Source organism: Kordiimonas sp. (assembly GCF_048260245.1).
GTDB lineage: Bacteria > Pseudomonadota > Alphaproteobacteria > Sphingomonadales > Kordiimonadaceae > Kordiimonas.
In genome coordinates this window covers 30,886-44,653 of sequence record NZ_JBLXGZ010000034.1, presented here as the reverse complement: position 1 = coordinate 44,653, position 13,768 = coordinate 30,886, and the positions used below count along the sequence as shown (strand labels likewise).

Sequence of the window (13,768 nt, the reverse complement as noted above, 5' to 3'; positions counted from 1 at the left end):
TCAAGCGCGGCGAGGTAACTTTCTCCCGGCACACCAAACGCTATATCACTTCCATTCGCCAGCAGCGCGTCAATCAGCGCCTGACCACCGGTGATTTGTGTTTCTGACAAAGCTCTCATCCTATAGCTTTATGTTTTCTGCTCGGATCATAACCCCGGCATCTTTCAAACCACGCAACCATTTTTTTGCTTCTGCGGCATCTGTGAGCGCCGCATGCACGCCTGGCTTGAATACCTCGCGCCGGACGGCCTTGATCGCTTGTGCCACGGTCAGCGACACTGTCCGTGCCATCGCGGTCTGCCAGCCGCTGCCAACTTCGTCAAGCGCTAGTGAGGCCGACCATACGGTCTCGTCGTTCTCGTCACGCGCCTTAAGAGCTACATAGAGCACCACACGGTCTTTTTCGTCATCGCCATAGCGGTGTTCCTGCCACAGTTTTTCGGAGAGCGCCTTAAGGCTCGCGGCATCGCCGTTTTCCACCTGCGTGAAAATATCGCTCCATGCGTCTTTCCAGCCGCCAAGGCGTAGCGTGCCGCGCACGAAGGTTTCGAGCCTGTCTTCACCATCAAGGCCGTATTCCCTGATATAGGGCATGCTGTTGCGGTTGGGGTAAACCTCAAAGGTTTCACCCGCCACTTCCAGTTCCGATACGTCATGCCAGACCTTTTCGGTGAGCTTCTCTTCGCCATTCTCAATACAACGCGCCGGGTTGGTCAGCGCCTTCAGAACGCCAAATGGCGTCCAGGAAAATTTGTAGGAAAAGCCGCCTTTTTCTGCGGGGATACCACCACAGTGAGAGACAAAGTCTATCTTGTAGCCTTTACCCAGTACACCGGCGTCGCGCGCCGCATCCACGAGGATATGCGCGAACAGGTGGTCGATGCCCGGGTCCAGCCCAACTTCATTGACAAAGGCAACGTCTTTGGCTTTTGCCGCCGCGTCGAGCGACGCCATGGCATCGTCCACATAGCTGGATGTCACCATATGGGTGCCTGCCTCAAGCGCGATATTGGCCACTGTGACATGCAGCGCAGCCGGCAGCATGGAAACCACAATGTCCCCAGGGTGCAGTTGGCTTTTAAAGGCGGCGACTGATGCGGTGTCGCCCAGATCAAGCTTGCCAAAACCCAGTGTCTTGCCTGCAGGCATCTGGCTTTGCAGCATGACTGCACGTTCGTCGCTCATATCCCAGACTGTGACGTTACCCAGCTCCGTTGCCAGTGCGACAAGCCCGGGGCCTGAAGCGAGGCCCGCGCCGATCCAGTGAATGTGTTTTGTATCAGACATAAAGTTAAGAAGCCTTACGTTCGGTAATGGCAGCGCAGGTGCGCCGGAAAGCGGAGTCGCACGCAACCCAGACAGGGTCGTTCTTGCGGTCTTTCAATGATTTTAGATACGGCAGCATCATGCCTGCGAACTCTATACTTGCCTCGGTCGGCAATAAAGAGGGCAGGTTGTCGACAGCGATCAGATCCACGCTGCCCGAGCGGGTACGCGCGGCAATGGCCGGCGTTTTCCAGCACGTCGGCGCATCATAAAGCGGTAGCGGGTTATAGTCGCTGAACGGGTCACAGGAAACATCTGAGATAACCTTCAATCGGCACTCTTTGGTGATGTGTTCCGGTGTCAGGAAATGGGGGATATTGTCTGCGACAAAAGCGCAGTTGATCAAGATGTCATGACCGAGGATTGCGTCGCGGTCGAGCTGGCTGGTTTCCTCGCGCCCCCATCCTGTCACTTTGACGCCGTGGTGTTCCAGGATTTTGACGGCACCCGTGCCGCTGCGCCCCCTTGCGCCGATGACAAGTGCCGTTGGCGCCGTACCAGAGATAGCTTTGCTGGCGATCAGTTCATCAAGCGCCTTGGCGCTTTCAAACGGTGTGAGCCCTTCGTTGATTGAGGACGGACGACCTGCTTTCTGGTCGTACCACTGCATCAGTGCAAGCGCGGCACCCATATAACCCGCCCAGAACCCAAAGGCAGCAACCCGCCGGCCGTCTTCCCGGGTCATATATTCGATATCCAGCAGGGACCCGCCACCGCGTATGAAGCGTCCAAGCAGGCTTTGCCAGCCGCTCTGTTTCTTGAAGGCGTGGGCGAAATAGATGTGGGTATGCTTGAGCGAGTGTGGTGCCTCTGGCAACTCCTTGAGGCCGAGGATCACAGCGTCGTCGGGGGCCTTCTCCCACGCGCCAGCTTCTGCCATTGTACAGCCTGCGTCCGCGTAACGTGCGTTGTCAACAATACGCTTGTCCGATTTTTCAACAACGACATTGATTCCAGCTGCGATCAGCTCTTTTGTGCCATCGGGCAACAAGGGTGTCCGCCGCTCAGTTTTTCGGGCTTCATCACGAAGCCAAAGTGTCAGTTTCGACATCCCACCACTCACTTACATTATTCCGTCCCTTTGTTGACTCTAGGCGTGTATATGCCGGTTCTAAATAGCAATTTGTTATATTTGTTTCGTTGATTTGACGGTTTTTGTTGTTTTATGCCGGTAAAGTGACAATGCTTTGCATGCGGCATTTTCGAGACAAAGGAGGCTGGGGTTTGGATACCACCGACCAAAAGTTATTGAAGCTTTTGACAGCTAACAGCAGGGAAGCGACATCAGCGCTTGCCCGCAAGCTGGGGCTATCCCGCTCAACGGTTCAGGACCGGATAAACAGGTTGATTGACCGCAAGGTCATCGCCGGTTTTACTGTCAAGCAACATGAGGAATATGAGGGCAAGCTTATTTCCGCCCACGTGCTTCTGTCCATTGACCAGAAATACGCGCAGCAGGCGATTGGCCTGATGAAAACCCATGCACCGATCAAGACGCTTTATGTGGTGAGCGGGGAATTTGACCTGATCGCCATCGTCAAGGCACCAACCATGGAAGAGATCGATCAGACGCTCGATTTCATCCTTGCCATCAACGGTGTGATCAAGACCAACACCTCGCTGGTTCTGTCGGCTAAAAAGGAAAGCTGAGCGGACAATGAGGTGCCGCTCAATAATAGCTGTGGCGATAATAGGACGGGTTGGACAGGCATGGCCTGCCGTTCAGTGTTGCGTCGAACGTGCCCGCGTAAATTGGCGGTGTACCGTCTGAAAAGAAGGTTGCGTTATATCCGCGTCCGCCATTGGCCCAGTGCGGGCAGCGGTATGGTTGCGCCCTTATTCTGTCATACGCATCATGACGTCCGCGCCGTTCTAAAAACCTTAGCGCGGCACGTTTCTGTGCGAGACACACGCTGTCGTGCCCGACAAATTCATCGTCCTGATACACGGCGCATTGTGCGTAGTCACCCTTGGAAAGATCGTCGGCCTTTGCCCGCGATGCAGCAAACGCCAGCCCCAGCGCCACGATGAGCAGAAGCAGCCCCGTTCTTGTTATCCGTTCATGTCCCGCCACCGGCGAGGCAGCAGTGCGTACTTTGGCACGCGACTGTGGCTGCGGAAATTTGGGGCTAATCACTGGGCAACTCCATAACTGGATGTTGGCGAGAATAGCAGTTTTCGCGCAAATCATGGCAATTTTGCGAGCAAGGGTCAGAACGTCAGGGTGAACTTGGCGCCGCCGCCCTCTCTCGCGCCAACGTTGACATTGCCGCCATGGGCGATCATCACCTGCCGGGTGAGGGCAAGGCCCACGCCACTGCCGTCACGTTTGGTAGTAAAGAAAGGGACAAAGATTTTTTTCGCGATATCAGGAGGGATGCCGGGGCCGTCGTCAGTCACTTCAATGATAACATGGCCGCGGCGGTTCAACCTTGCACAAAGCTGCACTGTAGATGCCGTGCGATCAGCCATGGCCTGTTCGGCATTTTTGAGCATGTTTATCAACACCTGTTCGATCATGTCCCTGTCGGCGGATATATCCAGCTCGGCCGGTTCGATAATGGTGGTGAGCGTGATATTCTTCTTGCCCCAGCCTATCGCCGCAACTTTGGCGACGCTGCTGAAGAGCTCATCAAGCCGTACAAGTCTTTTCTCCGGTGGGGGCAGGCGGGTGAGACGACGATAGCTTGAAACAAATTGCATCAAGCTGTCTGATCGGCGAGCAACCGTCTCGACAGCATCTTTCACATCGCCGAGTTCCTCAACCAGTTCTTCGTTGCCGTGCAATTTTTCAGACACGTCTTCGACGAGATCAACTGCTGTCTTGGCAAGGCTCGCCACGGGTGTGATCGAATTCATGATCTCATGGGTCAGCACACGCACCAGATCCTGCCATGCTTGTAGTTGTGCCCCGTCCAGTTCACTTTGGATGTTCTGCAGGCTGATGAGTTTTTCGCTGTGGCCACCGATAATAATCTGGGTGGCGGCGAGCGCAAGTTGCTGGTTCATATCATCACTGGCAAAATTCGCGAGGCGCCTTTCCCCTGCCTGCAGGTCTCGAAGCTGTTTGCCGAACTCCCCGCCAAACTGGTCAAGATCGCGGGCTCGTGTTACGTGGGCGCTGCCAAATAGACGGCGGGCTGCATTATTCCAAAGTGTGATCTTGCTGTCGGCATGCAATGATATAAGCGGCACAGGCACGTGTTCCACCAGCGCCTTAAGGTGACGAAGCTCTTCCTCCTGATGGGAACGCGCCGCCTGAAACCGGTTCAGGATGTCGGTGAAGGTTTCACCCAGTTCGCCGAAGCCCGCGCCAAGGCGATGCAAGTTGAAACGCTGGCTGAAATCCGCATAGCGCGCGGCGTCAAGGAAACGGGTGATCTCGGCATTGGTTTTGGAGACGAAGTTGAACACTTCCCATGTTTGCGCGCCAACAACAAAAAACACCAGCAGGGTTGCTGCGTGGTAGCCAGGAACAGCTACAAGATATGTCAGCGCTAGCAAGGACACCATGATCAGCGTCAGCCGACCCGCCAGCATGAGGCTGAATTTTTTAAAGCCCATGCTTTTCCATCCTTCTATATAGTGCGGCACGTGTCAGCCCCAGGTCCTTGGCGGCGTGGCTGATATTATAGCGATGTTTTTTCAGCGCCTGCTCAATGGTTGCACGCTCGATGCGTTCAAGGTTTAGGTCAGCGACGCTGGTAGTGCCGGGGTCGAATGTTTCAGTTTTAACCGTGGCAACATCGCCTGCCTGGTTTGGCTGAGCATCTAACTGGAAGTCTGCGGCTTCAAACATATCCCCCTCCGACAGGATGACAGCTCGTTCCACCGCATGCCGCAAAGCCCTTACATTGCCGGGCCAGCCATATGATTTGAGTGCTGTAAGCGCATCGGATGACAGGCTTTTGGAAGGCTTGCCGTATTTTCGGGCGTAAAGTCCGATATAATAATCTGCCAGTTCCGGCACATCGTCAGCGCGCACGCGCAGGGGCGGCAGGGTAATCTCCACCGTATTAAGTCGGAAAAGCAGATCCTGACGGAAGGTTTCCTCGTCACGCAGCTTGGCGAGCGGCACATTCGTTGCTGAAATCACCCGCACGTCGATCGGGATAGACTTGTCTGATCCAACGGGCATCACCCTGCGCTGTTCCAGTACTGTCAGGAGTTTGGCCTGCAAGTGGAGTGGCAGGTTACCAACTTCGTCGAGGAACAAGGTGCCGCCATGTGCTGCTTGCAAACGACCAATCCGATCGTCACGGGCATCGGTGAAAGCACCTTTTTTGTGACCGAATAACTCGCTTTCAAACAGGCTTTCGGTCACGGCGCCAAGATCAACGGACATGAACACCTTGTCAGCACGCAAGGACTTACGGTGCAGTTCGCGCGCAATCAACTCCTTGCCGGTGCCATTTTCCCCCAGAATCAGCACATTGGCATCCGTAGGGGCGGAGCGTTCCACCATGGACATTACGTCCTGCATGGCGGCACTTTCTCCCAGTATCGGTTGATTTGAGGGACTGGCGGCTCGTGCCAGTGTGCGGTTGGTTTTTTTAAGCTCTTCTGCTTCCGACCGGCTACGCCTGAGCTTTACACTGGCAGACAGGGTGGCGACCAGTTTTTCATTCTGCCAGGGTTTGGCGATAAAGTCGGTCGCGCCCTTCTTCATGGCATCCACCGCAACGCCCACACCGCCGTGCGCTGTGATCATCACCACCACCGCTTGGGGGTCAATCTCCAGAATGCGGGCAAGCCAGAAAAAGCCCTGAGCGCCTGAGCTTTCGCCGGGGCCAAAGTTCATATCAAGCAGGATGGCATCAAAGCTCTGGCCTGACATCAACTCTTCAATATGTTCAGGCTTGTTGCAGGTTACCACTGTACCGTAGTGACGTTTCAGCAGCAGTTTTCCCGCGACCAGAATGTCTTCGTCATCATCGACGATCAGGATATGGCCGTCCTTGCCTGCCATTGGGATATGTCCTTGCCAAAAGTCTTTGTGTTGCTGTGCGGTACCGTACACAGTGTGTTCGATTTCGTACAGTTTTTTGTGTTCATAATCGTACACATGGTGACAAATTCGTTTAAAATCATACGGTTAACTTGTGGCATGGTCCTTGCTGAATATGGTGTACAGGGAAAACGCCGGTAACGGATGACAGCAAATGGGTACAGTGACCGATATGGAACAAAAGAAAAAAACAGATCAGACCATTTCAATGCAAGGCGGGCAGGCGCGAGCGCCGGGCGGGGCGGTTTCGGGTTCGGGCATGGACCGCAGGGTCGAGAAGAAAAAAACACCATGGAAAAAGGCCGGTATTGCCGGTGGTATCATTGCCCTTATTGCGTTGATCGTCTCTATGGTTATGGACGCATCGGGCGGGCGTAGTTTCAAGGTTAATGAGAGCCGTGTGGTGATCTCAGAGGTGGGTGAGGGCACATTTGAAGATTTTATCCCGGTGCGCGGTCGTGTCACGCCACTCAAGACAGTGTTTCTTGATGCCATCGAAGGCGGCAGGGTTGAGCGCGTGCTGGTTGAGGACGGCACCATGCTGGAAAAGGGCGCCCTGATTGTAGAGCTGTCGAACACCACGCTCCAGCTTGAGGTGACCCGCAACGAGGCACTGGTTACCGAACAACTCAACAATATGCGGAGCATCGAACTGAGCCTTGAGCAGAACCGGCTTGAGCATAAGCGCAACCTTGTAGAACTTGATTACCAGATCAAGCGGCTTGAGCGCCAGGTGAACCGCGAACGCGAACTGATCAGAACAAACGCAGTGTCGCAGTCCCAGTTGGACCAGACGGAAGATGAACTCGCCTACTATCGTGCGCGCCGCGCTGTGACGCTTGAAAGTCAGGCAACAGATGCCCGGATGCAGGAAACTCAGCTTGCGTTCCTGCAAAAGTCAGGCTCACAGCTTGAGGCCAGCCTTGAATTTGCCCACAAAAACCTGGCGGCGCTGAATGTACGTGCACCGGTCGCGGGCAAGCTCTCCGGGTTTAACGTGGAAGTTGGCCAAAGCATTACGCGCGGCGGGCGTCTTGGCCAGATTGACGACCCGGAAAATTATAAGCTTACAGCGATGATTGACGAATTTTACCTTGGCCGTGTCGACCTCGGCCAGGAAGCCCTTTTTGAGCGCGGCGGCGACGATTACCGCATGAATATTGCCAAGATTTACCCGCAGGTCGCCAATGGACAGTTCGAAGTGGACTTTGTCTTTGAAGGTGGGCAGCCGGAAGGCATTCGTCGCGGCCAGACGCTTCAGGCCAAACTCACCTTGGGTGACGCGACCAAAGCAACGCTGATCCCGAACGGCGCCTTCTATCAGGATACCGGCGGCAACTGGGTTTTTGTCGTGACAGAGGATGGCTCGGAAGCTGTCAAGCGCACGGTGCGCCTTGGTCGCCGCAACTCCCGCTTTATTGAGGTGCTTGAAGGTCTTGAGGTCGGCGAGCGGGTTGTCACTTCACCCTATACCAGCTTTTTGGAAATGGACCGTCTGAAGCTGGGTGCAGAATAAAATACGGTCCGAGACACGACGCGAGGCACGGCCCGGTAGTTGTTTGAAGAAAAAAAGGGCGCCGGGCCCATACACCATAAAAAGCCCCACTCAAGTCTTTCAGGGGCAACGAGGAAAAGGAACACGGAATGCTGAAACTGCATAATCTCTCCAAGGTTTACCGCACCGACGAGGTCGAAACCGCAGCGCTCAACAGCGTGAATATTGAAATTGAAAGTGGTGAATTTGTTGCCATCATGGGCCCGTCCGGGTGCGGCAAGTCAACGCTTCTCAACATCATCGGTATGCTCGATACACCCTCAAGCGGCGATTATATCTTCATGGATGAAAATGTCGCGCGATACGGGGAAGCCAAACTGTCGAACATTCGCAAACAGAACATCGGTTTCATCTTTCAAAGCTTCAACCTGATCGACGAACTGTCGGTTGAGGAAAATATCGAGCTTGCCCTTCTCTACCACAATATTCCCGCCAGCGAACGCCGGGCACGGGTTGAGCGCGTGATGGACAAGGTCGGCATCGCACACCGTGCCAAACACATGCCGAGCCAGCTTTCGGGCGGCCAGCAGCAGCGTGTGGCGGTGGCAAGGGCGGTTGTGGGAGATCAGGCGATGATCCTTGCGGATGAACCCACTGGTAACCTCGATAGCGCGCATGGCCAGGAGGTCATGGAAATGCTGCAGGCCTTGAATGAAGAGGGCACGACCATTGTTATGGTGACACACAGCCCGGCGCATGCGGACTATGCCCGCCGTACCATCAACCTCTTTGACGGCCATGTGGTGACCGAGAATCTGCGCGCAGCAGTCTAAAAACAAAAAAAAAGACGACAGCGGGAGGGAACAATGTTCCAGAACTATATAACTGTAGCGCTCAGAAACCTGATAAAAAACAAGCTATATAGCGCGATCAATATCATCGGTCTTGCGGTGGGCCTCGCGGCCTGCATCATGATTATGCTTTTTGTACGTGACGAATTTTCATACGATAAGCATTGGTCAAATGCTGACCGTATTTACCGCCTGCATACCACCTTCAGCCCTCCGGGTCGTGAACCCTTTGTGTCGGTGATGGCACAGGGTCCCACCAAGGTGGCACTCAAGAACTATTTTCCTGAAGAGATTGAAGCGGTGACCCGTTTCAACAGCATGCGGGTCATCATGCAAAAACAGGATGATGTGTTCAGCGAATCCCTTATGTGGACCGACCCGGAAACGGTTGATATCTTTGATTTTGATGTTGTCGCAGGCGACTTGCGCCAAAGCCTCAACGATAACGCCAGTCTTGCCATCAATGAGACATTTTCCCGAAAATATTTTGGAGATGCTGATCCTATTGGCGAAACCCTTGCCCTGAGCGTTGGGGGCGTGGCGCGTGACTATCGCATCGGTGCCGTTTACAAGGACCTTCCCCATAACACGGTGCTGGATTTCCAGGGCATGGCGATGATCGACGAAAAAGACTTTGTCGATCAGGGCTGGGAATTCGCTGAATGGTTCAGTGTGAACAACTACGTCTATTTCACCCTCAAAGATGGCGAAGCGATTGATACGGTTAATAGTCGTCTCGACGATTTTGCCAATCAATATATCGAAATACCGCAAAGCAACCTCGATGGGAATGCGTCCGATTTCGTACATTATACGACGCAACCGATCACGGCTATTCAGCTTGATCCGGCAGGTGTGCGGGACGGGGAGATGAAGCCAACCGGAAACATGGCGACGGTTCTGGCATTCTCGGCCATCGCAGGTCTTATTTTGCTCATCGCTTGCATCAATTTCATGAATCTGGCGACGGCCAAGTCAACGCAGCGTGCGCGAGAAGTCGCACTTCGCAAGGTATTGGGTGCCAAACGCCTACAACTTGTTATGCAGTTTTTGGGCGAGTCTGTTCTGATCGCTGTGATTGGGCTGATTTTTGGCATCGTGCTCGTTGAGGTTATTCTGCCATTTTTTAATGGCTTTGTGAACAAAGACCTTGTCTTTAACTATCTCGATGGCATGACATTGGCGATCCTGTTCGGGCTGGTTGTGGTCGTTGGCATGCTGGGTGGGGTATACCCGGCGCTTATCCTTTCCGGGTTCCGTCCGGCGTCAGTGCTGAAGGCTAACAAGTCAGCGGAATCAAGTGGTTCGGCGCGGTTGCGTAGTGTCCTTGTGGTAATGCAGTTTGCTATCTCCATTGCGCTTATTGTGTCTACTGGTGTTGTCTATGGTCAGAAGCTTTACGCGACGAACATGGACCCTGGCTTCAACAAGAACAACCTGATGATTGTCGGCAATACGGCGCGTACGGGTGCTGTGGACAAGAGAGAAGCCTTCAAGGAGCAGGTGAAGCGCATTCCTGGGGTGACAAATGCCGCGTTCTCAAGCGATACACCGTCAAGTGGCAACGAAAGCAATTCGACGGTGCGCTTTGCGACCGAAGAGGGTGAACAGTCTGCCCTCATTGGCGTTTACCGGGTCGATTATGAGTTTTTCGACACTTATGAGATCCCGGTTATCGCAGGCCGTGCCTACAGCCGCGACCATGCTCTTGATATGATGCCCAACGGCTTCACAGCAGAAGAGGGAGACCTGTTGCAGGGCAACATCATTATCAATGAAGGCGCGCTGCGTCGGTTTGGCTTTGGCTCACCACAAGACGCTATTGGCAAGACGGTTAAAACCGGCGTGGGTAATGACCGCACGGCAGAATTTACCATTATCGGGGTTATCGGGGGCATCAAGTTCCAATCACTCAGGGAAGTGATGCGCCCGGAAATGTATCAGCTGGCGCCCTTCGGTTTTTCGAACTTCAATGTTCGGTTTGATGGCAATCCGGCGGATATTGCGAGCAAAATTGAGGCTGTCTGGAAGTCGATGATCCCAACAGTTCCTTTCAGCTATGACTATGTAGATCAGGTCATGTCCAGGGAATTCCAGTCTGAAGAAAATCAGTCGTTTCTTCTGGCGATCTTTGCAGGGCTTGCGGTGATGATCGCCTGCCTTGGGTTATATGGCCTTGCTTCTTTCACGGCAGAGCGCCGCACCAAGGAAATCGGTATCCGCAAGGTCATGGGGGCATCCGTCTTTGATATTGTGCGCCTGCTGTTGTGGCAATTCTCAAAGCCTGTATTGCTCGCGAATCTTATCGCATGGCCGATTGCAGCATGGGGCATGATGAAATGGCTGGAGGGGTTCCCCTACCGGATTGACGCATGGGTTTTGTTCCCCTTGTGCCTCTTCGCGGGCGGGGTAGCCCTTGCCATTGCCTGGGCAACAGTGGGCGGAAATGCGGCGCGGGTGGCGCGCTCAAATCCGATTGATGCGCTCCGATACGAATAAGAACGACGAACGGGCCGGCTCCAGGGCGGGCCCGCACTTGCAATCATACCTGCAACCGTACCCGCAATAATCAGCCAGAAAAGTGGCGTAGCGAGGACACACGAGGATAGCCATGTTTAGAAATTATATGATGACAGCGATACGCAACCTGATGCGCTATAAGCAATATACGTTCATCAATACCATGGGGCTGGCTGTGGGCTTGGCGGCGTGTCTCCTCATCCTGCTTTATGTGAATTTTGAGCTGTCCTACGACCGCTGGATTCCCGAGAACGACCGGGTTATGCGGATCGAAACCAATCACTATGCCGAAAGTGGTGAGATCCATTATCGCGGTGAGACAATCCCGCCGGTGGTTGCCTCTGTCCTGGCTGATGAATTTGATGAAATTGAGCTGTATGCCCGCTTCCTGACCGAGCGGGTGGCGCTGGCCATTGATGGCAAGGCCTTTGAACAGGAAATCACCCTCAGTGACCCTGGCGTCTTTGAGCTTATGGGGATCAGGCTGCTTGAGGGCGATGCGGCCACAGCGCTCGACAAACCGGATTCCATTGTTCTCAGCGAAACCGATGCACGCCGCATATTTGGTGAGGGCCCGGTTGTCGGCAAGACAGTAAAACTGGATGGACAATACCTGAAAAGTGTCACAGGTGTGATGCCCGACTGGCCTGCGGCGTCCGATCTTGAGGTCAGCGCTATTATCCCCATATCGTCCGACCTTTTGGATTATCGCCCATGGGTCCGGGAGGAATGGGGGTCGTTTTGGGGGCCAACCTATGTGCGTCTGAAGCAGGGGACAGACGTTCAGGACCTGTCTCGGCGGTTTAACGAATATGTGCGCCGTGTTGGCCCGTCTGACCGCTTTCAGGACCGGATCGACCAAGGCATGCCGCCGGAATATGAATTCCATATGACCCGTGCAATGGATGCACATTTAATGAGCGAAGTGGGCGGCAGCGACAGTCGGGGCAGTTTGGCCAATCTCTGGTCCGCTGGCGTGATAGCGTTGTTGATCTTGTGCATTGCTATTATCAATGTGACCAATTTGGGCACCATGCTCGCGATGAAGCGTGTGCGCGAAATTGCCATACGGAAAGCACTGGGGGCAGAGGCGCGTCACCTGATGGTGCAGGTGCTCGTGGAGTCTGTGTCGCTGACATTTATTTCCATGCTGATCGGGATCGCGCTTGCCGAGATGTTGCTACCGACATTTAGTCAACTGATGAACCGGGAGCTTTCCACCAGCCTCATATACGGCCCTGAAATGATGCTCGGGCTTTTGGGTGGCACTTTGCTGGTGGGGGTTATCTGTGGCCTTTATCCGGCAATGGTGGCGGTGAAGTTCCGCCCGGTTGATTATCTCTCTGGTATCAAGCCGTCACTTGGGGTGCGTTTCCGGAACACGCTGATTGTTTTGCAATTTGCAGCGACAATTGGCCTACTGGCCACCTGCGTGGTGGTGTTCATGCAGGCGGAGTATGCCCGTAGCCAGAGTAAGGGTTTTGATAGTGCGCAAGTCATCAGTGTCGACGGTATTGAGCGCCCTCTGGTGTTGGAGCGTCAGGAGGCACTGCGGGATGCCTTCTCACGTATTGACGGTGTTGAGGCTGTGGCGGCATCCCACGGCATGCCGGGGCATAACTACAACAACAATAATAACCTCCGGGTCGATACGGGGAATGAAGTGGTAACACGTCGTTTTGCCGTGTCGACTGAGCTGTTGCCTCTTCTCGGTGTTAAGCCTATCGCGGGGCGCCTGTTCTCAAAGGACTTTCCGTCCGACGCCGAAACCGAGCCCAAAAAGGGTGCGTCCCGTGCCATTGTTCTCAATGATATTGCTGCGCGCGAGCTTGGCTTTAAAAGTCCCGAAGATGCCGTTGGTCATGATGCCTACACATGGGGAGAGTATCGCTCAACCATTATCGGTGTCGTGGAAAACCTTCGCACACGGTCTGCACACTCGAAACCCAGCGCGACCTATTTCTGGATTGGACCGCGCGAATATCGCCATATCGTGATGCGCGTCAGCCCGGTCAATATGCCACAGACACTGGCGGCAATTGATCGCACGTGGCGCGAGTTTTTCCCCGAACTTCCGATAAGGCGCCAGTTTGCTGACGATGCCTTTGCCGAATATTACGACGCTGAGCGTCGTCAGGGCTGGTTGCTGCTGTTCAGCGCCGGTGTGATGGTGTTTATCGCGGTTATGGGGCTTTATGGCCTCGCGGCTCTGGCGACCGAGCGTCGGTCGAAAGAAATTGGCATTCGCAAGGTGCTGGGTGCGCGCACCGGCAACATTGTGCAGCTTCTTCTGTGGCAATTCTCCCTGCCGGTAATTATCGCCAACGTGATCGCATGGCCCATCGCGTGGTGGAGCTTGAACCAGTGGCTCGAAAGCTTTGTCGACCGTGTCAGTCTGACACCGTTGCCGTTTCTGGCGGCAGGGTTGGGTGTGCTGTTGGTCGCATGGGTCACTATCATTGGCCACACACTCAAGGTCGCCCGCTCGAACCCGATCAAGGCGCTGAGATATGAATAAAGTCAAAGACGTTACAGTGCCGACCCACAAACAGACCACACGAGAAAAGG

General features: G+C 54.3%; 10 protein-coding genes. 5 read left to right on the top strand and 5 right to left on the bottom strand.

Annotation, left to right across the window (positions count from 1 at the left end):
- Positions 1-120: 120 nt before the first annotated feature.
- Both ACN0VM_RS14830 and ACN0VM_RS14825 read right to left on the bottom strand, forming a co-directional pair.
- Positions 121-1,287, bottom strand: a complete 1,167-nt coding sequence (locus ACN0VM_RS14830) for a saccharopine dehydrogenase C-terminal domain-containing protein (protein WP_417451675.1) — start codon at positions 1,285-1,287, stop codon at positions 121-123.
- Between the two features lie 4 nt (positions 1,288-1,291).
- Positions 1,292-2,377 (bottom strand): saccharopine dehydrogenase, encoded by a 1,086-nt coding sequence (locus ACN0VM_RS14825; RefSeq protein ID WP_417451674.1) that lies wholly within the window; start codon positions 2,375-2,377, stop codon positions 1,292-1,294.
- 173 nt (positions 2,378-2,550) lie between these two features.
- Here ACN0VM_RS14825 and ACN0VM_RS14820 point away from each other — a divergent pair, with 173 nt between their 5' ends.
- Positions 2,551-2,976, top strand: coding sequence for an Lrp/AsnC family transcriptional regulator (locus ACN0VM_RS14820; protein ID WP_417451673.1), 426 nt, complete (start codon positions 2,551-2,553; stop codon positions 2,974-2,976).
- A 19-nt stretch (positions 2,977-2,995) separates the two neighbouring features.
- Here the strand turns inward: ACN0VM_RS14820 and ACN0VM_RS14815 are convergent, their stop codons facing one another.
- From ACN0VM_RS14815 to ACN0VM_RS14805, 3 genes are all read right to left on the bottom strand, one after another.
- Entirely contained in the window at positions 2,996-3,463 is a 468-nt protein-coding gene (locus ACN0VM_RS14815) for a hypothetical protein (protein WP_417451672.1), read from the bottom strand.
- Positions 3,464-3,537: 74 nt separating this feature from the next.
- Entirely contained in the window at positions 3,538-4,890 is a 1,353-nt protein-coding gene (locus ACN0VM_RS14810; protein WP_417451671.1) for a sensor histidine kinase, read from the bottom strand.
- Complete coding sequence (locus ACN0VM_RS14805; protein ID WP_417451670.1) at positions 4,880-6,295, bottom strand: sigma-54-dependent transcriptional regulator; 1,416 nt, start codon at positions 6,293-6,295, stop codon at positions 4,880-4,882. Before ACN0VM_RS14805 ends, ACN0VM_RS14810 begins: the two co-directional genes overlap by 11 nt.
- 193 nt (positions 6,296-6,488) lie before the next feature.
- Here ACN0VM_RS14805 and ACN0VM_RS14800 point away from each other — a divergent pair, with 193 nt between their 5' ends.
- The 4 genes from ACN0VM_RS14800 (at position 6,489) to ACN0VM_RS14785 (ending at position 13,718) form a co-directional block, all read left to right on the top strand.
- Positions 6,489-7,850: an efflux RND transporter periplasmic adaptor subunit gene (locus ACN0VM_RS14800; protein WP_417451669.1), complete on the top strand. Its 1,362-nt coding sequence runs from the start codon at positions 6,489-6,491 to the stop codon at positions 7,848-7,850.
- Positions 7,851-7,978: 128 nt separating this feature from the next.
- Positions 7,979-8,662, top strand: coding sequence for an ABC transporter ATP-binding protein (locus tag ACN0VM_RS14795; protein WP_417451668.1), 684 nt, complete (start codon positions 7,979-7,981; stop codon positions 8,660-8,662).
- 33 nt (positions 8,663-8,695) lie between these two features.
- On the top strand, positions 8,696-11,179 hold the full coding sequence (locus ACN0VM_RS14790) for an ABC transporter permease (protein WP_417451667.1): 2,484 nt from the start codon (positions 8,696-8,698) through the stop codon (positions 11,177-11,179).
- A gap of 112 nt (positions 11,180-11,291) precedes the next feature.
- Positions 11,292-13,718: an FtsX-like permease family protein gene (locus ACN0VM_RS14785; protein ID WP_417451666.1), complete on the top strand. Its 2,427-nt coding sequence runs from the start codon at positions 11,292-11,294 to the stop codon at positions 13,716-13,718.
- The last annotated feature ends 50 nt before the right edge of the window (positions 13,719-13,768 follow it).

Bases quoted from the DNA above. Each gene is read 5' to 3' on its own strand.
- ACN0VM_RS14830 (WP_417451675.1), bottom strand. From the start codon at position 1,287: ATGTCTGATACAAAACACATTCACTGGATCGGCGCGGGCCTCGCTTCA.
- ACN0VM_RS14825 (WP_417451674.1), bottom strand. From the start codon at position 2,377: ATGTCGAAACTGACACTTTGGCTTCGTGATGAAGCCCGAAAAACTGAG.
- ACN0VM_RS14810 (WP_417451671.1), bottom strand. From the start codon at position 4,890: ATGGGCTTTAAAAAATTCAGCCTCATGCTGGCGGGTCGGCTGACGCTG.
- ACN0VM_RS14805 (WP_417451670.1), bottom strand. From the start codon at position 6,295: ATGGCAGGCAAGGACGGCCATATCCTGATCGTCGATGATGACGAAGAC.
- ACN0VM_RS14800 (WP_417451669.1), top strand. From the start codon at position 6,489: ATGGGTACAGTGACCGATATGGAACAAAAGAAAAAAACAGATCAGACC.
- ACN0VM_RS14795 (WP_417451668.1), top strand. From the start codon at position 7,979: ATGCTGAAACTGCATAATCTCTCCAAGGTTTACCGCACCGACGAGGTC.
- ACN0VM_RS14790 (WP_417451667.1), top strand. From the start codon at position 8,696: ATGTTCCAGAACTATATAACTGTAGCGCTCAGAAACCTGATAAAAAAC.
- ACN0VM_RS14785 (WP_417451666.1), top strand. From the start codon at position 11,292: ATGTTTAGAAATTATATGATGACAGCGATACGCAACCTGATGCGCTAT.